19 protein-coding genes are annotated in these 20,063 nt (G+C 66.6%); 14 read left to right on the top strand and 5 right to left on the bottom strand.

Annotated elements, in window-relative coordinates; translation table 11 throughout:
* The first annotated feature begins 171 nt into the window (after positions 1-171).
* The 6 genes from WDN01_14900 to WDN01_14875 all read left to right on the top strand — a co-directional run bounded on the left by WDN01_14900 (position 172) and on the right by WDN01_14875 (position 5,063).
* Positions 172-720 (top strand): hypothetical protein, encoded by a 549-nt coding sequence (locus WDN01_14900; GenBank protein ID MEJ0027311.1) that lies wholly within the window; start codon positions 172-174, stop codon positions 718-720.
* Positions 717-1,391, top strand: a complete 675-nt coding sequence (locus WDN01_14895; GenBank protein ID MEJ0027310.1) for a response regulator transcription factor — start codon at positions 717-719, stop codon at positions 1,389-1,391. The genes WDN01_14900 and WDN01_14895 overlap by 4 nt, the downstream gene beginning before the upstream one ends.
* A gap of 168 nt (positions 1,392-1,559) precedes the next feature.
* Positions 1,560-2,945 carry a sensor histidine kinase gene (locus WDN01_14890; protein ID MEJ0027309.1) on the top strand — a complete coding sequence of 462 codons (1,386 nt, stop codon included), beginning with the start codon at positions 1,560-1,562 and terminating at the stop codon, positions 2,943-2,945.
* A 113-nt stretch (positions 2,946-3,058) separates the two neighbouring features.
* Positions 3,059-4,456 carry a hypothetical protein gene (locus tag WDN01_14885; protein MEJ0027308.1) on the top strand — a complete coding sequence of 466 codons (1,398 nt, stop codon included), beginning with the start codon at positions 3,059-3,061 and terminating at the stop codon, positions 4,454-4,456.
* 44 nt (positions 4,457-4,500) lie between these two features.
* Positions 4,501-4,773, top strand: coding sequence for a type II toxin-antitoxin system ParD family antitoxin (locus WDN01_14880; GenBank protein ID MEJ0027307.1), 273 nt, complete (start codon positions 4,501-4,503; stop codon positions 4,771-4,773).
* Positions 4,770-5,063, top strand: a complete 294-nt coding sequence (locus tag WDN01_14875; GenBank protein MEJ0027306.1) for a type II toxin-antitoxin system RelE/ParE family toxin — start codon at positions 4,770-4,772, stop codon at positions 5,061-5,063. Before WDN01_14880 ends, WDN01_14875 begins: the two co-directional genes overlap by 4 nt.
* Before the next feature lie 8 nt (positions 5,064-5,071).
* On the opposite strand, the gene WDN01_14870 is transcribed toward WDN01_14875, so the two are convergent.
* Positions 5,072-6,280 carry a CoA transferase gene (locus tag WDN01_14870; protein ID MEJ0027305.1) on the bottom strand — a complete coding sequence of 403 codons (1,209 nt, stop codon included), beginning with the start codon at positions 6,278-6,280 and terminating at the stop codon, positions 5,072-5,074.
* 104 nt (positions 6,281-6,384) lie between these two features.
* Here WDN01_14870 and WDN01_14865 point away from each other — a divergent pair, with 104 nt between their 5' ends.
* Complete coding sequence (locus WDN01_14865) at positions 6,385-6,726, top strand: hypothetical protein (GenBank protein MEJ0027304.1); 342 nt, start codon at positions 6,385-6,387, stop codon at positions 6,724-6,726.
* Between the two features lie 7 nt (positions 6,727-6,733).
* On the opposite strand, the gene WDN01_14860 is transcribed toward WDN01_14865, so the two are convergent.
* Positions 6,734-7,309: a hypothetical protein gene (locus WDN01_14860; protein MEJ0027303.1), complete on the bottom strand. Its 576-nt coding sequence runs from the start codon at positions 7,307-7,309 to the stop codon at positions 6,734-6,736.
* A gap of 118 nt (positions 7,310-7,427) precedes the next feature.
* Here WDN01_14860 and ccmE point away from each other — a divergent pair, with 118 nt between their 5' ends.
* The 7 genes from ccmE (at position 7,428) to WDN01_14825 (ending at position 17,061) form a co-directional block, all read left to right on the top strand.
* The gene (ccmE, locus tag WDN01_14855; protein MEJ0027302.1) at positions 7,428-7,868 is read left to right on the top strand and encodes a cytochrome c maturation protein CcmE; all 441 of its coding nucleotides are present in this window, start codon (positions 7,428-7,430) and stop codon (positions 7,866-7,868) included.
* On the top strand, positions 7,865-9,787 hold the full coding sequence (locus tag WDN01_14850; GenBank protein MEJ0027301.1) for a heme lyase CcmF/NrfE family subunit: 1,923 nt from the start codon (positions 7,865-7,867) through the stop codon (positions 9,785-9,787). The genes ccmE and WDN01_14850 overlap by 4 nt, the downstream gene beginning before the upstream one ends.
* Positions 9,784-10,182, top strand: a complete 399-nt coding sequence (locus WDN01_14845) for a cytochrome c-type biogenesis protein (GenBank protein MEJ0027300.1) — start codon at positions 9,784-9,786, stop codon at positions 10,180-10,182. Before WDN01_14850 ends, WDN01_14845 begins: the two co-directional genes overlap by 4 nt.
* A 140-nt stretch (positions 10,183-10,322) precedes the next feature.
* Positions 10,323-11,879, top strand: a complete 1,557-nt coding sequence (locus tag WDN01_14840; GenBank protein ID MEJ0027299.1) for a DegQ family serine endoprotease — start codon at positions 10,323-10,325, stop codon at positions 11,877-11,879.
* A gap of 161 nt (positions 11,880-12,040) precedes the next feature.
* Positions 12,041-12,727: a response regulator transcription factor gene (locus WDN01_14835; GenBank protein ID MEJ0027298.1), complete on the top strand. Its 687-nt coding sequence runs from the start codon at positions 12,041-12,043 to the stop codon at positions 12,725-12,727.
* A gap of 3 nt (positions 12,728-12,730) precedes the next feature.
* Complete coding sequence (locus WDN01_14830; protein MEJ0027297.1) at positions 12,731-14,113, top strand: HAMP domain-containing sensor histidine kinase; 1,383 nt, start codon at positions 12,731-12,733, stop codon at positions 14,111-14,113.
* Positions 14,114-14,172: 59 nt separating this feature from the next.
* A complete protein-coding gene (locus tag WDN01_14825) occupies positions 14,173-17,061 on the top strand; it encodes a bifunctional [glutamine synthetase] adenylyltransferase/[glutamine synthetase]-adenylyl-L-tyrosine phosphorylase (protein ID MEJ0027296.1) in 2,889 nt (962 codons plus the stop codon).
* A gap of 112 nt (positions 17,062-17,173) precedes the next feature.
* Here the strand turns inward: WDN01_14825 and WDN01_14820 are convergent, their stop codons facing one another.
* From WDN01_14820 to WDN01_14810, 3 genes are read right to left on the bottom strand one after another with little or no spacing between them, the layout of a single operon-like run.
* On the bottom strand, positions 17,174-18,274 hold the full coding sequence (locus WDN01_14820) for an ABC transporter ATP-binding protein (GenBank protein MEJ0027295.1): 1,101 nt from the start codon (positions 18,272-18,274) through the stop codon (positions 17,174-17,176).
* Positions 18,271-19,080: an ABC transporter permease gene (locus tag WDN01_14815; protein MEJ0027294.1), complete on the bottom strand. Its 810-nt coding sequence runs from the start codon at positions 19,078-19,080 to the stop codon at positions 18,271-18,273. Before WDN01_14815 ends, WDN01_14820 begins: the two co-directional genes overlap by 4 nt.
* The gene (locus WDN01_14810) at positions 19,080-19,982 is read right to left on the bottom strand and encodes an ABC transporter permease (protein ID MEJ0027293.1); all 903 of its coding nucleotides are present in this window, start codon (positions 19,980-19,982) and stop codon (positions 19,080-19,082) included. Before WDN01_14810 ends, WDN01_14815 begins: the two co-directional genes overlap by 1 nt.
* Positions 19,983-20,063: the final 81 nt, after the last annotated feature.

The raw sequence follows: 20,063 nt of genomic DNA, 5'->3' as shown, positions 1-20,063 counted from the left end.
GTCTCCATCTCGCCCGTCGGGGCCTTGGTTAAGAAGCCGCGGCCGCCTCGGCCTTGGCTTCGGGTCCGGCTGGACCCCGTTTCGATGTCGCGTAAGATGCTCCCCTCCGGCTGAACCAACTCTGGACGCAATGTTCATTCGCGGTTCATGTCGCGGACCTTAGAAACGGCCATGCGCTCGCGATTTTTCCTCGCATTTTTTCTGTTGCTGCTGGCCACACCGGCCTGCGCGCGCAGCACACTCGACAGCATCCTGCCGCATATCCGCGCCCAGCATCCCGGTCGGCTCTCCGACGCCGAGCCCTGGACCGATGGCGAAGGCAATCGGCATTACCGGATCAAGTGGATGACGCCCGAGGGCCGTGTCCTCTATTTCGACGCCGACGCGAATACCGGGCGCTACTCCAATTCCGGCGGCGACCAAGGCAATGGCTGGCGGCGCTCGCGCGGCGACGGCGAGGACCACGGCCGCCGCGGTCGCTGGAACACCGAACCGGGCGACAGCGACGGCGACGGCGATTCGCGCGGCGGTGGCAGGGGAAACTGGCAGGGCGGCGGCGATTGGCGCGGACGCGACAATTCCGGCGGCGGCGACTGGCACGGCCATGGCCGGGACGGCGGAAGCTGGCATCGCGGCGGCAATTGGGGCGGCGGCGACTGGCGCGGCGGCGGAAATGGGGGCGATAATGGGGGCCGGCATCACCACGGCAGACCGCAATGAGACTTCTGCTTGTTGAAGACGACAAAGACCTCCAGCGCCTCTTGAAGAAGGCGTTGGGCGATTCCGGCTATGTGGTCGACACGGCGGCCGATGGCGAGGAAGGCCACTTCCTCGGCGATACCGAACCCTATGATGCGGTGATCCTCGATCTCGGCCTGCCCAAGCTCGACGGCGTGCGCGTGCTCGAGAAATGGCGCAAGGACGGCAAGACCATGCCGGTCTTGATCCTGACCGCGCGCGACCGCTGGAGCGACAAGGTCGCGGGCTTCGATGCCGGCGCCGACGATTATCTCGCCAAACCCTTCGTGACCGAGGAATTGCTCGCCCGCGTCCGCGCGCTCCTGCGCCGCGCCGCCGGCCTCGCCACCAGCGAGATCGAGATCGGCCCGCTACGCATCGATACCCGCGCCAGCCGGGTCACGGTGAACGGCAATCCGGTCAAGTTGACGAGCCTCGAATACCGCCTCTTGTCCTATCTCGCCCATCACAAGGGCAAGGTGGTGAGCCGAACCGAACTGGTCGAGCATCTCTACGACCAGGATTTCGACCGCGATTCGAACACGATCGAGGTGTTCGTCGGCCGGCTGCGCAAGAAGCTCGACACCGACCTGATCCAGACCGTTCGCGGCCTCGGCTACTGCCTGGACGCGAAACAGTCGGATTCGCGCTAGACATTTCATCATCGCCGCCTCGTACGGTCGCCTGCAATCCCGCATGCCGTAAGTACGAGCGCGATTCTCTTCACAAGCGGAAGCGCCAATGACGAACTCCGAAGCGATATGTTCAGGGATGGCCGGCGCGGGGCCGGCCGTGATCGGTTTTGTTGTTTTCGGCGCGCCATGAACGTCGCCGCCCGCTTCCGCTTCAACTCGCTTGCCTTCCGTCTTATCGCGGCGGCGGCGGTATGGACGCTGTTCGCGCTGGTGGCGGGCGGGCTCATCCTCTCCAGCGCCTTCCGCACCTCCGTGCAGAACGATTTTGACTCCGAGCTGCGCTCCGAACTCGACTCTCTCGTTGCCGCGGCCGGCTATGACCGCAACGGCGCGATCCAGCTCGACCAGCACTATCTGAGTTCACGCTTCCAGCGCGCCTATTCCGGCGACTACTGGCAGATAGAGCCCGTCGGCAAGAAGGACGAGACGATGATCTCCCATTCGCTGCTCGATCATTCGCTCGTCTTCGCCGATTCGCAGACCACGCGCGATGGTTTCGTCTTCGGCCATGGCGAAGGACCCGACGGACAGTATCTGCGCATCCTGGCGCGCCGCATCGAATTTCCGATCGCCGCCACCGCCAAGCCTGACGACAGCCGCGCCTATATGTTCACCGTCGCAGCCGACATGAAGGAGATGAACGACCGCATCGCCACCTTCAACGGCACGCTGACCTGGTCCTTCGTGATCCTGGGCCTGGGCCTTGTCGCCGCCGTGTTTCTCCAGGTCCGCATCGGACTTCAGCCGTTGCGCCGGGTGACGCTGGCGCTGCACCGCATCCGCGACGGCAGCGCGCGGCGCCTCGACGGCCGCTTTCCCTCCGAGATCGAGCCGCTCGCATCCGAACTCAACAGCCTGATCGAGCATTCGGCCGAGGTCGTCGGCCGTGCCCGTTCCTATGTCTCCAATCTCGCCCATTTCCTGAAGACGCCGCTGACGGTCTTGACCAGCGAGGCCGAAGCGCAGCCCGGTCCCTTGGCCGATGCCGTCAACCGTCAGGTTCTGACCATGCGCCGGCAGGTCGATCACTATCTTGCCCGCGCCCGCGCCGCCGGCGCCCTCGACGTGCTGGGCAACCGCACCTCCGTCGCGCAGGTGCTCGACGATCTGGCCCGTACGCTGCGGCGCATCCATCGCGACCGCAACATCATGATCGACGTCGCCTGTCCGTCCGGGCTGGCGTTTCGCGGCGAGCGGCAGGATCTGGAGGAGATGGCCGGCAATCTGATCGACAATGCGTGCAAATGGGCATCGTCCCGGGTGCGGGTGACGGCGGCGCCCGCCGGCGCGCAGTTCGCGCTCCTGGTGGAGGATGACGGACCCGGCCTGACGCCGGAGGAGCGCGAGCAGGTCGGCGAGCGCGGCGAAAGGCTCGACGAGAGCGTGCCGGGCACCGGCCTGGGCCTTGCCATCGTGCGCGACATCGCCAAGCTCTATGGCGGTGCGATCGACCTCGGGGCCTCGGATCTGGGCGGTTTGTCGGCAAAATTGACGCTACCGGCGATTGTCTAGGCCGATTGTGACAAGTCTGTTGCCCGGCGAAACATCGCATTAACCGTCCGTCGCCTATATCTGGCGGGTATGGTCGCAATGAGACGCGATGCGCAAGCGACCCTGGGGATAGTATGCTTACGCCGGAACGCACCGGACTTCTGAAATCATTCTTGGGCGGCCTGCCCGAGCAGATCGCCGCGCGCCTCGCGCAGGCGGTGGAAGCCGACCGGCTGGTCGACGGCAAGTCGCTGCCCCATGAAATGATTCTCGAAGGCTTGCGGCCGGCCTTGCGCCGTACCGCAGGCGCCGACCGAACACCGACGCCGCTGCGCGCCTTCTGCCTGCCGTTCGAGGATCTCTTCACGCTTCTGCCGCGCAAGACCAAGCAAAAAGGCTCGATCGCGCGCGGCAGCGTCACGCCGATATGGGCGTTCATCAGTCAGACGCTGCTCGTCGAGCAGAGCAAGGACTTCATCCGCGATTTCCGGGCCCTGGTGCTGGCCGGCCGGCAGGCCGAGGCCCGCGCCCGCGCGGCTGCCTTTTGGCCCGTCGCCGCAGCCGCGCTGGGCAGCGCCGTCGCCGACGTCAGGAAGTCGCGCGTCGCGCTCGGCTCCGAACTCGTCGTCGCGGACGCGGCGGAGATGGCGCTTCTGCTCGGCGTCGGCCCCGACGTCGTCGATATCCAGAATCTTCTGCCCAGGCTCGTGCCGTCGCTGACGGACGAACTGCTGTGGTCGCTGCGCAAAATCTACGACCGGCTGGCCGCGAATACGCCCGATGCGGCGCCTTACGTCGCGGTCATCGCGATGCATCGGCTGGCGCGGCCGTGGGAGGCGCTGAAGCTGCCGCTCCTGGTCTCGCGCCAGACGCAGGATACGCTGATCAGCTCCACCGACATGGGCCTCGTCGGCGAGATCCTGTTCGGCGAGATCGAGAACCACGGCAACGCCGTGCGGGCGGTCAAGCCGCCGAATTTCGACGCGGTCCAGTTGCTCGACAGCCTGACGCGTTTCACCATGCTGTCCTCGGGCATCGTCAAGGGCATCGACATGCGCCGCGACGGCAAATGGGGCCAGCGCCTGATGAAGGACCGCGCGGCGCTCGCCGAAGTGATGGACGGCTTCATGGAGCGCGCGCCCAAGGAGATGTCCGCGGCGCTGCCCTTGCAGAAGAGCGGCAGTTTCGGCGGCGGCCCGAAATATCCGGACTTCACCAAGCCGATCGACTCCGAGAAGAGCGAGCGCGCGCTGCGCTATGCCAGGCTCGTCGCCGGCTGCAAGACGTTCGCCGCCGCGGCGTCCTTCGGCGCGACGCAGAAGAAGGCGGACGAGGAGATGTGCCAGCTCCTGCGCACCTACAACGAGGACGTGGTGAAGGAGCTGCGCACCGCCGACGGCGCACGACGCGCCGTTGTGGAAAGCCAGTTCGAGGTCGTCTCCGCCCTGACCGCGATCCTCTTCAGCGAAGAGGAAGCCGATCTCCTGCGTCGCCGCGGCAAAGCCGCGATCCAGGCTGCCGCCGCAGCGTAGACACCTGTACCAAGAATTGGTATATCCCATCTTGGGAGACAGCCATGAGCCGGAACACGTCCGTCAGCCTTGGCGATCACTTCGCCGCCTTTATCGACGAACAGGTGTCGCAGGGCCGTTACGGCTCGGCGAGCGACGTCGTGCGCGCCAGTTTGCGTCTACTGGAGGAGCGGGAAGCCAAACTGAAGGCGCTTCGCGACGCCCTGATCGCGGGCGAGAACAGCGGCCCGCCGCAGCCTTTCGATATCGAGCAGTTCCTCGCCGAACGTCATGAAGGGCGCACACGGAATAAACGCAAGACTGCCAAGCGGCGGTGATCCCGTCCTATGAGCTTTCTCCGCTGGCGCGAGCCGACCTGATCGACATCTGGTCGTATAGCAACGGGCGATGGGGTCAAAGCCAAGCAGCCCGCTATATCCGCCTGATCGACGCCGTGTTCGAAAAAGCGACGCGGCGGCCAACCTCGGGTCATGCTTGCAATGATATCCGCCCGGGATTTCGCCGTATCGCGGCCGGTTCGCATATCGTGTTCTATCGAAAAACAGATGCAGGCATTTACGTCGTCCGTGTCCTGCATCAAAGCATGGACTTCGACCGGTATCTTTGAAGCGCGGCTCATACCGCGCCTTCCTGCTTGAGCGCGGCGATCTCGATTCCGCTGAAGCCGAGTTCGCGCAGCACCTCGTCGGTGTGTTCGCCCAGCAGCGGGGGACGCGTGCGCACCGTGCCCGGCGTGCCGTGCAGCTTGACCGGCGTGGCCGCGACCTTGGCCGCGCCGATGCCGGGAAAGTCGATCTCGGCGAAGAAATCGCCGCCGGCGACATGGGGGTCGTCCAGCGTCTCGCGCGGGCGCAGCACCGGCCCGGCCGGCACCCGCGCACCCTCGAACGCGGCGATCGCTTCGGCGCTCGTGCGTTGCGCGACCCATTCGCCGACGCGCGCGGAGATGACGGCGCCGTGATCGCCGCGCGCCTTGTCGGAGGAAAAGCGCGAATCGTCGAGCCATTCGGTCGCGCCGATCAGCCTGGCGGCGCGGCGGAACAGGGGATCGCCGTTCACCGCCACGGTGATCCAGCCGTCCTTGGCCCGGTAGATGTCCGACGGACCCGCCGTCTGGCTGCGGTTCAGCGTCGGGCGGCGGTCCAGCTTCAGCGCGTCCTCCTCGATCAGCGTCGGCGCGAAGAAGGTCAGCGCGGTACGCAGCAGCGCGCCCTCGACCATCTGCCCCTTGCCGCTTGCCTCGCGCGCGCGGAGCGCCGCGGCGACGCCGAGCGCAAGCAGCGAGGCGGTGCCGAAATCGACGTAAGGCGCGCTGCACCGCACCGGCTGGTCCTCGGTGCCGGAGAACCAGGTCGCGCCCGACATCGCCTGCGCCACGCCGTCGAAGCCGACGCGTCCCGCATAGGGTCCTTCGAGCCCGAACGCCGTGCCGACGGCCAGGATGACGCGCGGATTGAGCGCGCTGACGCTTGTCCAGTCGAGCCCCATGGCCTTCAGCGTTTCCGCCGGCAGGTTCGCCACCACCACGTCGGCGCTTTTCACCAGCCGGCGCACGACCTCGCGTCCGGCCTCGTTCATCGGATCGCAGGTCAGGCTGCGCTTGTTGCGGTTCATCTGCAGGAACATCGCGCCCTCGCGCGGCGTGCCGTCGTCGTTCTGGGCGAGGGAAACCAGGGTGCGGTCCTCGCGGCCCTCGCGCTTCTCCACCCGGATTACGTCGGCGCCGAGATCGCCCAGCAGCGCGGCGCAATAAGGCCCGGCGATGTAGCGGCCGAAATCGACGACGCGAAGACCATCGAACGGTCCGGGGGAATACGCGGCCACGGTACCAACCCTTTTGAAATGCGGCGGGACTATAGCGCCGCTTGCGGAAATTGCATGGCGCCGCCTTCCATGCCAAAGGATCGGAGACGCCGCCAGGAACCGCCATGCCGCCGAAACACAATCCGCTGAAACTGAACCCGCTGCAGCTTCGCACCCTGACCCTGTTGCAGGCCATTGCCGCGATCCCCGGAGCCGCCGGTGTGCTCCCCAATGGCGAGGTCCGCATTGCGCAATTCCCCAACGCGCATGGCGATCACTTCCATCTCGGCGATGCCGTAGTGGCCGGCAAGGACGCGACCGGACTCTACAACGAGGCGGTGTGGAACGCGCTGACCCGCAAGGGCCTCGCCCGCGCCGACTATCCGCGCGAAATGGTTCTCACGGCCGAAGGCCTTGCCTACGACACCGGCATGGCGGGCGAAATCCTGCACAAGAGCGGGCATTAGAGCCGCCTTAGTCCACCTTGTGCACGGCGAAAAGCGTATTCGAGAACAGCTTGGCGGTGCCCGGTGCAGCGAAATAAGCATCGAGCGCCTTCGGGCCTGCAGTGATCGTGGCGTCGCCAAGCTCGGCCTTCTCGACGGTGCCTTTGATCTTCCCAGACGTGATCGCCGCCTTCACCGCGCCCTCGTCCAAGAGCGAAAAGGTCAGCACGCCTTTGGCATCCAGTCGATAGAGGACGGGTACCGTGCCCGCCGGCGCTTCCTCCGGCTTGCCGTTGGTCCACAGCAGCCGCGCGTTCATGTAGTGGTTGCCGGCCAGCGTCGCGGTCGTCGCGGTCACGACGTTCCAATCCTCGGCCTTCGGCCCGGACTCGACGATCACTGCCGAAAGCGTTCCGTCGCTCTGCTGGAGGAAATGGAGATAGAAGGGCTTGCCGTCCGAATTCGTGCCTTTCCAGGTGCCGGTGAGGACGGGGTCGGGCTTGAGGCCCGCGGTCGTCCCGACCGGATGGCTGGTTGTCGGGGGATAGCAGGCCGTAACCACCAGCGTCGCGGCAAGCGCAAGCGCGATTTTGATCCTGGTCATGGAACGATCCCCTGGGTCGCGCAAACCCTGCGCGGCAAATTGGGCGGAAGCACGGCAGATATTTGGTATGCCCGCGTCGGCTCAGTATAGTCCGCGCGCCGAAAAAGCGATCAGTCGAATGAATCCGAAGCAGCGCCGCCGTCTTGCCTTCGCCGCGACCCTTGTGGCCGCCGGCGCGGTCGCGGCCGTGCTCGTCGTCTTCGCGCTCAAGGACAATGTCCTCTACTTCTACAGCCCGAGCGACGTCTTCGCGAAGCACGTCCAGGCCGGCGTCAATTTCCGCATCGGCGGCCTCGTCGTGGAGCACAGCGTCAACCGCGGCCCGGGCGCCGATGTGCGCTTCGCCGTCACCGACGGCAAGGCGAATGTGCCGGTGCGCTTCCACGGCGTGCTGCCGGCTCTGTTCCGGGAAGGACAGGGCGTCGTCGCGCTCGGCGCCATCGATGGAAGCGGCACCTTCGACGCCAGCGAGGTGCTCGCCAAGCACGACGAGCGCTACATGCCGCCCGAGGTCGTTGCGGCGCTCAAGAAAGCGGGACGCTGGAAAGAAGGACAATGACCGGCGAGATCGGGCTTCTCGCGCTCTGCCTCGCGCTGGCGCTCGCTTTGGTCCAGGCGATGACCGGGCTTGCCGGTACGCGGCCGCGATCCGAACTCGCGCGCCGGGTCGCGTCGACCGCTTCGCTCGGCCTGCTGGTCTTCATCGCGCTGTCCTTCGGCACGCTGACCTATGCCTCGGTGACCGACGATTTCTCGATCCTCAACGTGGCGCAGAATTCTCACACGCTGAAACCCTTGATCTACAAGATTTCCGGCGTATGGGGAAACCACGAAGGCTCCATGATGCTGTGGGTGCTGGTGCTGGCGATCTATTCCGGTGCCGTCGCGCTCGGCCGCCGCGGCAGCGAAAGACTGATCAGCGGCGCGCTCGGTGTCCAGGGCCTGATCGCGGCCGCCTTCATCCTCTTCATCCTGTTCACGTCCAACCCATTCCTGCGTCTCGATCCCGCGCCGTTCGAGGGCGCGGGCCTCAATCCGCTGTTGCAGGACCCCGGCCTCGCGCTCCATCCGCCCATGCTCTACATCGGCTATGTCGGCCTTTCGGCGGCATTTTCCTTCGCGGCCAGCGCGTTGATCGCGCAGGAGCGGGATTGGGCGCGCGCCGCGCGGCCCTTCATGCTGGCGGCCTGGATCGCGCTGACGCTGGGCATCGCGCTGGGGAGCTGGTGGGCCTATTACGATCTCGGCTGGGGCGGATTCTGGTTCTGGGACCCGGTGGAGAACGCCTCGCTGATGCCCTGGTTGATCGCCACGGCGCTCCTCCATTCGGCGCTGGCGACGGAGCGGACCGGCGCCTTCCGTTCCTGGTCGCTGCTGCTTGCCATCGCCGGCTTTTCCTTGAGCCTGATCGGCACCTTCCTGGTGCGCTCCGGCGTGCTCTCCTCTGTGCATTCCTTCGCCAAGGACCCGACGCGCGGGCTCTATATCCTCGCGCTGATCGTCACTGCGATCGGCGGCGCGCTCGCGCTGTTCGCCTTGCGCGCGCCCAAGTTGGAGGAGGGGACGCATTTCGCGGTCGTCAGCCGCGAGACGACGCTGCTGATCAACAACGTCTTCCTGACCGCCGCGGCCGCCACCGTTTTTGTCGGCACGCTCTATCCGCTGGTGCTGGACTCGCTGACCGGCACCAAGCTCTCGGTCGGACCGCCCTATTTCGCGATCACCTTCGCGCCGATCTTCGGCCTGCTTCTTCTTCTTGTTCCCTTCGGGCCCCGGCTCGGCTGGCAGAAGGGCGATCTCGGGCAGGCTTTGCGGACGCTGTCGCCCGCCTTCGGCATCGCGGTCGTCGCCGCGATTTCGATACTCGCCTTCACGTCGCCGCATACGCTTAGCGGCGCCGCGATGTTCGGCCTCGCCGCCTGGCTGATCGCATCGAGCGCCATCGATCTTTCGAAGCTCAACTGGCGTGCGGCGCGCATCGGCGCGTTCGCATCGGCGCTCGCCCATGCCGGCCTCGCCGTGACGCTCATCGGCGTCGCCGGCACCACGCTGTGGAAGAGCGAGGGCCTCGAGGTCCTGAAGTTCGGCGAAAGCATGAATGTCGGCGGCTACACGCTCAGGCTCGACGGCGTGCGCGGCGTGCAAGGTCCGAACTACCAGGCGGCGCATGCCGATGTGACGGTGCTGTCGGACGATCGAATCGTCGCGGTCATGCATCCGGAGCGCCGCATCTTTCCCGCCGAGCGGCAGGAGACCGTGCAGACCGCGATCCGCACCACGATCCTGGCCGATCTCTACCTCGCGCTCGGCGACCGGCGCGACGATACGCACTGGACCCTGCGCGCCTACGTCAATCCGCTGGCGCCCTTCATCTGGCTCGGCGCGGTGGTGATGGCGCTCGGCGGCTTTGCCTCGCTCGCGGGCCGGCTGCGCGGCAGGCGCGGCGTTCCCGATGCTGCCGCGGTCGCCGCGGAATGAGGACGTGGCTCGCCGCGCTGCTGTTTCTGGTTTCGGCCGCGGCGTACGCCGCGCCGGCGCCGGGAACACTGGACGATCCGTCACAGGAAGCGCGCGCCCGCGCCCTGCAGAAGGAACTGCGCTGCATGGTCTGCCAGGGCGAGTCGATCGACGAATCCAACGCGCCGCTCGCCGCCGACCTGCGCGCCCTGATCCGCGCCCACATCAAGGCGGGCGAGAGCGACGACGACATCAAGCAGTTCCTCGTCGCGCGCTACGGCGATGTCATTCTCATGCGGCCGCCGTTCGACGCTAATACCTACGCCTTATGGCTGACACCTTTTCTGGTCTTGATAGTGGCCGCGGGCGTCGCCATTTGGGTTGTTGTCCTGGCCGGCCGAAAAGGCGTGGCCTGAACCAGCCTCCAGTCACGAAAGCGCGAGAGTCCGGGGCCGTTGCGGTTCATTACAGATAGTTAATGACCGGGAATGGATTTAGCAATGTTGTTGATATACTTGGCAGAGCGGAGCCGCCATTGCCGGCTCAGGAGACATAGATGAACGACCCCAAGCCCCATCCCATCAAACGCCACCGCCATGCCATCGCCATGGGCTCGGCTGCCGCGATCGTCCTGGTCGGTCTGAGCGCCTTCGCGCTGGTTCCCGGCGTCCGCCCGGTCAACGACAATGCCCCGCGCCAGCTCGCCGCGGCCGTACCGGTCCATAGCGGCCCGCCGCGCATGTTGGAAAACGGCGCGCCGTTCAGCTTCGCCGACCTCGTCGAGCGCGTCAGCCCGGCCGTCGTCACCATCACCGCCGAGACCGTCGAGACCGGCCCCGTCGCCACCGACGATCTGCCGGCGCCGTTCCGCGACTTCTTCAACCAGTACGGCCAGGGTCAGGGCCGCTCGGCCACGCCGCGCAAGGCGCTCTCGGCCGGCTCGGGCTTCATCATCGACAGGAACGGCCTCGTCGTCACCAACAACCACGTCATCGACAATGCCCGCAAGATCACCGTCAAGCTGCCGGACGGGCGCAGCTTCGAGGCCAAGCTGATCGGCACCGATGCGCTGACCGATGTCGCCCTGCTCAAGATCAAGAGCGACAAGCCGCTGCCCACCGTCGAGTTCGGCGATGACCGCCAGGTCCGCGTCGGAGACTGGGTGGTCGCGGTCGGCAATCCCTTCGGCCTCTCCAACTCCGTCACCGCCGGCATCGTCTCTTCGCTCGGCCGCGACATCGGAAACGGTCCGTATACGGACTTCATCCAGATCGACGCGCCGATCAACCGCGGCAATTCCGGAGGGCCGACCTTCGACCTGCGCGGCCAGGTCATCGGCATGAACTCGATGATCTTCTCGCCCTCGGGGGGCAGCGTCGGCATCGGCTTCGCCATTCCCGCGTCCACCATCCACGACGTGATCGCGCAGCTTCAGGCGCACGGTCATGTCGACCGCGGCTATCTGGGCGTGAACATCCAGAGCCTGACGCCCGACATCGCCGCCTCGCTCGGCATCGGAAACCCGAAGGGCGCCATCGTCGCCCAGGTCGTTCCGGGTGGTCCGGCCGCCCAGGCCGGCTTCCTGCAGGGCGACGTCGTCGTCGCGCTCAACGGCCGCAATGTCGAGGATTCGCGCGACCTGACGCGTCACATCGCCTCGCTGCCGGCCGGCGCCTCGGCGATCTTCACCGTGCTGCGCGGCGGCGAGCAGAAGAAAATCACTGCCAAGATCGGCGCGCGCCCCGACCAGCGCATCGCCGCCAATGACGACGGCGACAATCATGACGGCGCCCAGACGATGGGCGGCAACCAGGCGCAGGCGATGGGCCTGGGTCTCGCCTCCGTGACGCCGGAGGCGCGCCGCAACTTCAATATCGACGCGGCCATCGACGGCGTGCTCGTTACCCGCGTCGATCCCAACAGCGACGCCGGCGACAAGGGAATCCAGCCGGGTGACGTCGTGCTCTCGGTCGCCAACAAGCCGGTGCGCAATCCGCGCGACGTGCTGGCCGAGATCGCGGCCGCGCGTTCGGCCGGCCACAAATCGGTCCTGCTCCTGGTCGCGACCCAGGGCGGTACCCGCTTCGTCGCCGTCGATATCGGTCAGGCCTAAGAGGGCGAGACGAACCAATTATCCGAGGCTTGGCTTCGGATTTCACGTGTACCGGGCCTGTGGCGCAAGCCGTGGGCCCGGCCCCCGCGCCGGTGGTGGTGGCCCCATCCCCCCCGTTGCTGCCGCCGGCGCGGACCCGAATTGAGAGTGGAGGGACCCGCTTGCGCATTCTCGTGGTGGAAGACGACCTGGAAGCCCAGCGCTACCTCGTCAACGGGCTGAAGGAGGCGGGCCATGTCGTCGACGACGCCGCCGATGGCGAAACGGGCCTCACGCTGGCGCTGTCGCGGCCCTACGACGTCGCGATCATCGATCGCATGCTGCCCAAGCTCGACGGCCTGAAGGTCGTCGCCGACATGCGCGAGCATTCGAACACGACGCCGGTCCTGTTCCTGAGCGCGCTCTCGGAAGTCGACGACCGCGTGAAGGGGCTGAAGGCCGGCGGCGACGACTATCTCACCAAGCCTTATGCCTTCGTTGAATTGCTGGCGCGGATCGACGCCTTGATGCGCCGCCGCTCGCCCCAGGCGGTCAAGACCAAGCTTCAGGTCGGCGATCTGGAGCTCGACCTGCTCACCCGCACGGCGCAGCGTGCCGGCGCCGCGATCGACCTTCAGCCGCGCGAATTCCGCCTCCTCGAATATCTCATGCGCCATGCCAGCCAGGTGGTGACCCGCACCATGCTGCTCGAAAGCGTATGGGAATATCATTTCGATCCGCAGACCAACGTGATCGACGTGCACATCTCACGGCTGCGCGCGAAGATCGACAAGGGCTTCGACACCGCGCTGCTGCACACGGTGCGCGGCGCCGGCTACATGATACGCGCGGCGCGCCCGGCTGCCTGATCGGTGCGCGCGCCCGGCATCCTTCGGACGCAGGCGTACCGGATCGTCCTCGTCTATGTCGCGGTCTTCGCCGTCTCGGTGACGGCGCTGATCGCCTTCACCTATTGGAACACCAAGCGCGCGCTCGACGCGCAGACCGATCAGATCATCGCGGCAGAGATCGCGGGCCTGTCCGAGCAATACCAGCAGCTCGGCCTGCGCGGCCTTGCCGATGTGGTGATCAGCCGCTCCGCGCATGGCGGCCCAGGCCTCTATCTGCTCGCCAACCGCTACAAGCAGCCCATCGTCGGCAACCTCGACGCCTGGCCCGGCAACGGCCAGAAGCCCAACAGCTTCGTCGATTTCGACTACCAGCGCCGCGTCGAGAACCAGTTCGAGACGCGCGAGGCGCGGGGCCGCGTCTTCGCGCTGGCCGGCGGCTTCAACCTGCTGGTGGCGCAGGACGTCCATGAGCGCTACCTGACCGAGCGGCTCTTCACCACCACGTTGCCGTGGACCGTCGGCCTTGTGCTGCTGCTGGGCCTCATCGGCGGGGCGCTGATGAGCCGCAACATGCTGGCACGGCTCGACCAGATCAACCGCACCAGCGCCGAGATCATCGAAGGCGACCTGTCCCGCCGCGTGCCCATGAGCGATGCGCATGATGAGTTCGACGCGCTGGCCGAGAACCTGAACGCCATGCTCGACCGGATCGAGCGGCTGATGAAGGGCGTACGCGAAGTGACCGATTCCGTCGCCCACGACCTGCGCACGCCGCTCAACCGCCTGCGCAACCGGCTGGAAGCTGTGCTGCGCCACATCGACCCCGCCAGCAACCAGGCGCCCGAGATCGAGGCCGCGGTCGCCGAGACCGACCAGCTCATCGCCACCTTCAACGCGCTGCTCCTGATCGCCGAGGCCGATGCCGGCGTGGGGCGGGGCAAGATGGCACCGATCGACCTGGCGCCCATCGCCGAAGACATGGCCGAACTCTACGCGCCGCTGGCCGAGGAGAAGGGCGTCGTCCTCAAGATCGATCCGGCCGGCGCCACCATGATCGAAGGCAACCGGAGTCTCATCAGCCAGGCCCTCGCAAACCTGGTCGACAACGCGATCAAATACACCCCGGCCGGCGGCCACGTCTCCGTCACCGCGCTGGACACGCCGCTTGGCGTGGAGCTCCGAGTCGCCGACAGCGGCCCCGGCATCCCGCCGGAGGAACGCCCGCGCGTCGTCGAACGCTTCGTCCGCCTGGAAGCCAGCCGCAACTCCCCAGGCACCGGCCTTGGCCTCAGCCTGGTCGCTGCCGTGGCCAGGCTGCACGACGCGCGTCTGATCCTCGAAGACAACGCCCCCGGCCTGCGCGCCGTCATCCGCTTCCCGCGGCCCGCGCCAAGGGCGCGATAGACGTGCGAGATCGCTCGGGTGCCATGGCCCGCGATTGCGGGCCATGGCATTCTTTGGAAATGAGCTTCGACGCCGTTCCGCTCGATTTGCCGCGGCCCTTCGATCCCGCGCGCGGAGCGCGCACCTTCGATGCGCTGGCGGAACACGGCGTCGTGCCCGACGAGGCGGACCGCTCCGTCCTTGCCGCCGTATTCGGCAACAGCCCCTTCCTCGCCCGCCTTGCGTTACGGGAGCATGCGAGGCTGCCGTCGCTGCTCGCCGACGGCTCCGATCCCGCGATCGCCGATGCCATCCTGCTCGCGCTCTCGGCCGCGGACGCCGCGACCGAGGCGGAAGCCATGGCGCGCCTGCGCGTCGCCAAGCGCCGCGCCGCGCTCGCCATCGCGCTCGCCGACATCGCCGGCCATTGGCCGCTCGAACGCGTCACGCGCGCCCTCACCGAGTTCGCCGATGCCTGCGTCAAGGGCGCGCTGCGCTTCATGCTGTGTGCCGCCGCCGAACGTGCCGAGATGGCCGAACGCGACGGTGCCATCCTGGAGGAGACGACCGGCCTAACCATCCTCGCCATGGGCAAGTACGGCGCCTATGAGCTCAACTACTCGTCGGATATCGATCTCGTCGTGTTCTACGATCCTGCCCGCTTTCCCTTCCGCAAGCGCGACGACGCGCGCGGCGCCGCCGTCGATCTGGTGCGCGGCATCGTGAAGCTGCTGACCGAGATCACCGCGGACGGCTATGTCTTCCGCGTCGACCTGCGCCTGCGTCCCGATGCCGGCGCCACTCAGGTCGCGATCTCCACCGATGCGGCGGAATCCTACTACGAAGGCATGGGGCAGAACTGGGAGCGGGCCGCCTTCATCAAGGCCCGTGCCTGCGCGGGCGATCCTAAGACCGGCGAACAATTCCTCAAATCGCTCGAACCCTTCATCTGGCGCCGGCATCTCGACTTCGCGGCGATCGAGGACATCCACTCCATCAAGCGCCAGATCCACGCCCATGGCGGCCACGGCGCCATCGCGGTCGCCGGTCACAACATCAAGCTCGGCCGCGGCGGCATCCGCGAGATCGAGTTCTTCGCCCAGACGCAGCAGCTCATTCTGGGCGGCCGCATGCCGGCGCTGCGCCAGAGCCGCACCGTGGATGCGCTCGACGCGCTGTGCGGTCGCGGCCTCGTCGCGCCGTCGACGACCGAAGACCTCAAGACCGCTTATCGTTTCCTGCGCACGCTGGAACACCGCCTTCAGATGATCGAGGACGAGCAGACCCATTCGATCCCGAAGTCGCCGGAAGGTATTGCACACATCGCCTGCTTCATGGGCTATCCCGACGCGGACTCATTCGGCGAGGCGCTGATCGGACAGCTCGAGACGGTGCAGGGCCACTATGCGCGGCTGTTCGAGCGAGAGCAGGATCTGACTGCCTCGGAAGGCAACCTCGTCTTCACCGGCGTGGAGGAAGACCCCGAGACCATCAAAACGTTGCAGAAGCTCGGCTTCCGCGACGCGGCGCATGTTTCCGCCGCGATCCGCGGCTGGCATCACGGCCGTATCCGCGCCACGCGCAGCGCGCGCGCCCGCGAGCTTTTGACCAAGCTCGTGCCGGTGCTGCTGCCGGCGCTCGCCGCGACCGCCGATCCCGATGCCGCTTTCACGCAATTCGACCGTTTCCTCACCAACCTGCCGGCCGGCGTGCAACTCTTCTCGCAATTCCTCGCCCGTCCCGATTTCCTGCGCCTGATCGCCACCATCGTCGGCTCGGCGCCGCGCCTCGCCGAGCATCTAAGCCGCGCGCCGGCCACGCTCGACGCACTGATCGATGCCGACTTCCTGCACACCCTGCCGTCGCGCGGGGCGCTCGATGCGGCGCTGGCCGACCAGCTCGCGCGCGCGGCGGACTACGAAGCGGCGCTCGACGCCGCGCGCCGCTTCGCCAAGGAACAGATGTTCCGCGTCGGCGTGCAGATCATCGAAAGCACCGCCAAGCCGGACCAGGCGGGTCCCGCGCTTGCGAACATCGCCGAAGCGGTCATCGCCGGGCTGTTGCCGGCGGTCGAAGACGAACTCGCCGAGACCGCCGGTCGCATGCCGGGCGGCCGTTTTGCCGTCGTCGCCATGGGAAAACTCGGCGGTCGCGAGATGACCGCGGGCTCCGACCTCGACCTCATCTTCGTCTACGACGTGCCGCCGGACGTCGAGGCGAGCGACGGCCCCAAGCCGCTGCCGGCGATCGTCTATTACGCGCGCCTGGCGCAGCGTTTCATCTCGGCGCTGACGGCGCTCACGGCCGCCGGCGGGCTCTATGAGGTCGACATGCGCCTGCGCCCGACCGGCAACAAGGGCCCGGTTGCAGTCAGTCTCGCGTCGTTCCGGCGCTACCACGCCGAGGAATCCTGGACCTGGGAGCGCTTGGCGCTGACCCGTGCCCGCGTCGTTCATGCGGCGCCCGATTTCGCCGCGCAGGTCGAAGCCGCGATCCGAACGACGCTGACTGCCGGTGCCGATCCCGGCAAGATCAAAGCCGACGCCCGCGACATGCGTGACAAGCTCGCCGCACAATTTCCCGGCAAGAACCGCTGGGATCTGAAATTCGCGCCCGGAGGCCTCGTCGACATCGAATTTATCGCGCAGACCTTGCAGCTCTGCGCCGCGCCCATGCGACCCGAAGTTCTCGACGCCAACACGATCGAAGCCCTGAAGAAGCTCGAAACCGTCGGCGCGCTGCGGTCCGAGAAAGCACAGACGCTCATTGCAGCAGCCGAGCTGGAACATGCCCTGACCCAGGTCCTGCGCATCGCGCTCGACGGCACGCTGGAACCCGAACACGCCACGCCGGGTCTGAGGGCGCTGCTTGTGCGCGCGACGGGGTATGAGAGTTTTGAGGAACTGGAAGCGCGATTGATCCGAGCGCAGGCGGAGGTGCGCGATATCCTGAACGCCGTTCTTCGTTAGTCTGTCGTGCCCGCGCAGGCGGCCATCCAGCGGCTTGGCGGAAAGCGGGGATGGATTCCCACTTTCGCGGGAATGACAATCTGGAATAGGGAAATACTCTACGACCCAGCCGCTACTCCAGCGGCAGCACGACCACGGCTTCCGGCGCCCAGCTCAGATGCACGGCGTCCCCCGGGGCGAGGCCCCGCGCCGCCGCCTTCGCCACGTTCTGCGCCGCGACCGCGATCGGATCGGCGCGCCCCTCCACCGTCACGGCGTAGTGACTGCGCTCGCCCAGATAGGCGGCCGCCGCGATCCTGCCCGCCACGCCTTCGGCCGCCAGCGCGATCTTCTCCGGCCGGAGCGCGACCAGAACCTTCGTGCCGGCAGCCTGGGCCGCTTTCGCCGCTATCCGGCCGAGTGGTTGCGCATCGATCAGCGCCATCTCGCCATCGCGCCCCGTCACGACGCCGTCGAAGAAATTGATCTCGCCGATAAAATCGGCAACCTCGCGGCAATTGGGCGCCTCATAGAGTTCGCGCGGGGAGGCGATTTGCAACACCTTGCCGCCGGACATCACAGCGATCCGGTCGGACATCGACAGCGCTTCTTCCTGGTCGTGGGTCACGAATACGAAGGTGATGCCGACACTCTTCTGCAATTGCCGCAGCTCGATCTGCATCGCCTCGCGCAACCTCTTGTCGAGCGCCCCAAGCGGCTCGTCGAGCAGCAGCACCTTCGGCCGGCGGATCAGCGCGCGTGCCAGCGCTACACGCTGCCGCTGCCCGCCCGACAATTCGTCGGCCCGCCGCGCGCCGAAGCCTTCGAGCTTGATCATTGCGAGCGCTTCCTTGACGCGCCGGTTCAGTTCGCCGCGCCTCAGCCGGTCCTTCCTCAGCCCATAGGCGATGTTGTCGGAGACGTTCAGATGCGGAAAGATCGCATAGGACTGGAACACCATGTTCGACGGGCGCAGATTGGGCGGCGTATCGGTGATGCGCTGGCCTTCGACGAAGATGTCACCGCTGTCCGGATATTCGAAACCGGCGATCATCCGCAGCAGCGTCGTCTTCCCGCAGCCCGAAGGCCCGAGCAGCGAGAAGAACTCGCCGCGCCGGACCGTCACGTCCACCGCGTCGACCGCCGTCATGCCGCCGAAGCGCTTGGTGACGCCCGCGATGTGCAGAAACGTTTCTTCGCTCGCGTTGCGCCCGCGCTCTTCGGCCATGCTCATGCGCCCACCATCTTGTGACGGTCCTTCAGGCCATAGCTTCTTACGACCTCGGCGATGACGACCAATATGGTCGATGCCACGAGAATCATCGCGCCCAGCGCCAGGACGGAGGGCAGTTTGTAGGGAAAGCGGAGCTGTCCCCAGATGTAGATCGGCAGGGTCGCGTCGTTGCCCACGAGAAAATAGGCGATCAGGAAATCGTCGAACGACACCATGAAGCTGAGGAGCAGGCTCGATATCACACCGGGCAGGATCAAGGGGAAGGTCACGCGCCAGAACGTCATCCAGCCGCTCTCGCCGAGGTCGAGCGAGGCTTCTTCGAGACTCTCGTCGAACCCCTCCATCCGCGACATCAAGACCGTGATCGCGAAGGGTACGCAGATGACGACATGGCCGAGCGTGACCGTCCACAGCGACAGGGGAATGCCCAGGACGCTCAGCAATATGAGAAGCGAGATGCCGAGCACGATCTCCGGGATGAACAGCGAAAGATTGGCGAGACCGAGCACGGCGCTCCCGCCCGGCACGCGGTAGCGCGTAAGCGCCTTGGCGGCGGGCAGGGCCAGCGTCGTGGCCGCGACTGCCGCGATGGCGCCCACCCGCAGGCTGTTGAACAGTGCCTGCTGCACCGCCTCGTCGGCGAACATCTGCTGATACCACTGCGTGGTGAATCCGCTCAGCGGAAAGGCGATGAAGGTCGAATTGTTGAACGAGAACAGCGGCAGGAACAGCACCGGCACATAGAGGAATGCCAGGTAGAACACCGCATAGAGGAAAAGACCCAATCCGCCGCTTTTTTTCGCCATCAGCGGATCCTCGCCGCCGCGGCGCGCAGGGCCGCCACGAACAGGAGCGTCGCCACGGCGACGGCGGCCATGCTCGCCATGGCCAGCGCCGCGCCCAGCGGCCAGTTGCCGACCTTGTCGAACTGCTCCTCGATCACATTGGCGATCATTACGCCGCCCGATCCACCGACCAGCGTCGGCGTGACATAGTCGCCCGTCGTCGGCACGAAAATCAGCACCGCCGCGCCGATCACGCCGGGCAGCGACAGCGGCAGCGTCACGCGCAGGAAGCGCCGCACCGCCCCGTCGCCCAGATCGGCCGCCGCGTCCAGCAGCGACCGGTCGATCTTCTCCAGGCTCACATAGATCGGCAGGATTGCGAAAGGCGCCCAGGCATGCGCCAGCGTCACCACGACCGCGGTCGGATTGTAGAGCAGGAATTCGAGCGGCTGGTGGATCAGCCCCAGGCTCATCAGCCCCGAATTGATGACGCCGTTGTAGCCGAGGATCAGCTTCCAGGCGAAGACGCGCAGCAGGTAGCTCGTCCAGAACGGGATGGTCAGAAGGATCAGCCAGACGAATTTGGTCTTATCCACGCGGAAGGCGACGAAATAGGCCATGGGATAGGCGAGCAACACGGTGATCAATGTCACCGCGGCGGAAATCTCGATCGAGCGGTAGAACAGCGCGCGATAGGTCGGCCGGCCCAGGCTGGTCGCGTATTGCGCCAGTGTCGGCTGGGTGTTCACCGCATAGCCGTCCTGGGTCCAGAAACTGTAGAGCGCCAGCAGGATCATGGGCGCCGCCAGCGCCGCCAGCATGATCGCCATGGTCGGCGAAAGCAGCAAAAGCCCACGCGCGGCTTCCGAGCGGCGGTAGAAGCGGGCAAGCCGTCCCACCGATCCGACTTCCACGCCAGTCATCGCCGCCTCCGATCCCGACCGGTTTTCTAGCAAGCCGGCGGCGGCGGCAACAGCCTTGCGTGAACCCTCGCGCGGTTTGCG

The sequence above is a fragment of the Rhizomicrobium sp. genome, from assembly GCA_037200985.1.
Lineage (GTDB): Bacteria > Pseudomonadota > Alphaproteobacteria > Micropepsales > Micropepsaceae > Rhizomicrobium.
Note: the sequence above shows the minus strand (reverse complement) of the source record. Positions and strands in the feature narration are given on the sequence as shown.

Coding starts and splice junctions, on each gene's coding strand:
- WDN01_14850 (MEJ0027301.1), top strand. CDS start 7,865: ATGACCGGCGAGATCGGGCTTCTCGCGCTCTGCCTCGCGCTGGCGCTC.
- WDN01_14860 (MEJ0027303.1), bottom strand. CDS start 7,309: ATGACCAGGATCAAAATCGCGCTTGCGCTTGCCGCGACGCTGGTGGTT.
- WDN01_14900 (MEJ0027311.1), top strand. CDS start 172: ATGCGCTCGCGATTTTTCCTCGCATTTTTTCTGTTGCTGCTGGCCACA.
- ccmE (MEJ0027302.1), top strand. CDS start 7,428: ATGAATCCGAAGCAGCGCCGCCGTCTTGCCTTCGCCGCGACCCTTGTG.
- WDN01_14820 (MEJ0027295.1), bottom strand. CDS start 18,274: ATGAGCATGGCCGAAGAGCGCGGGCGCAACGCGAGCGAAGAAACGTTT.
- WDN01_14890 (MEJ0027309.1), top strand. CDS start 1,560: ATGAACGTCGCCGCCCGCTTCCGCTTCAACTCGCTTGCCTTCCGTCTT.
- WDN01_14895 (MEJ0027310.1), top strand. CDS start 717: ATGAGACTTCTGCTTGTTGAAGACGACAAAGACCTCCAGCGCCTCTTG.
- WDN01_14810 (MEJ0027293.1), bottom strand. CDS start 19,982: ATGACTGGCGTGGAAGTCGGATCGGTGGGACGGCTTGCCCGCTTCTAC.
- WDN01_14840 (MEJ0027299.1), top strand. CDS start 10,323: ATGAACGACCCCAAGCCCCATCCCATCAAACGCCACCGCCATGCCATC.
- WDN01_14865 (MEJ0027304.1), top strand. CDS start 6,385: ATGCCGCCGAAACACAATCCGCTGAAACTGAACCCGCTGCAGCTTCGC.
- WDN01_14845 (MEJ0027300.1), top strand. CDS start 9,784: ATGAGGACGTGGCTCGCCGCGCTGCTGTTTCTGGTTTCGGCCGCGGCG.
- WDN01_14880 (MEJ0027307.1), top strand. CDS start 4,501: ATGAGCCGGAACACGTCCGTCAGCCTTGGCGATCACTTCGCCGCCTTT.
- WDN01_14825 (MEJ0027296.1), top strand. CDS start 14,173: ATGAGCTTCGACGCCGTTCCGCTCGATTTGCCGCGGCCCTTCGATCCC.
- WDN01_14815 (MEJ0027294.1), bottom strand. CDS start 19,080: ATGGCGAAAAAAAGCGGCGGATTGGGTCTTTTCCTCTATGCGGTGTTC.
- WDN01_14885 (MEJ0027308.1), top strand. CDS start 3,059: ATGCTTACGCCGGAACGCACCGGACTTCTGAAATCATTCTTGGGCGGC.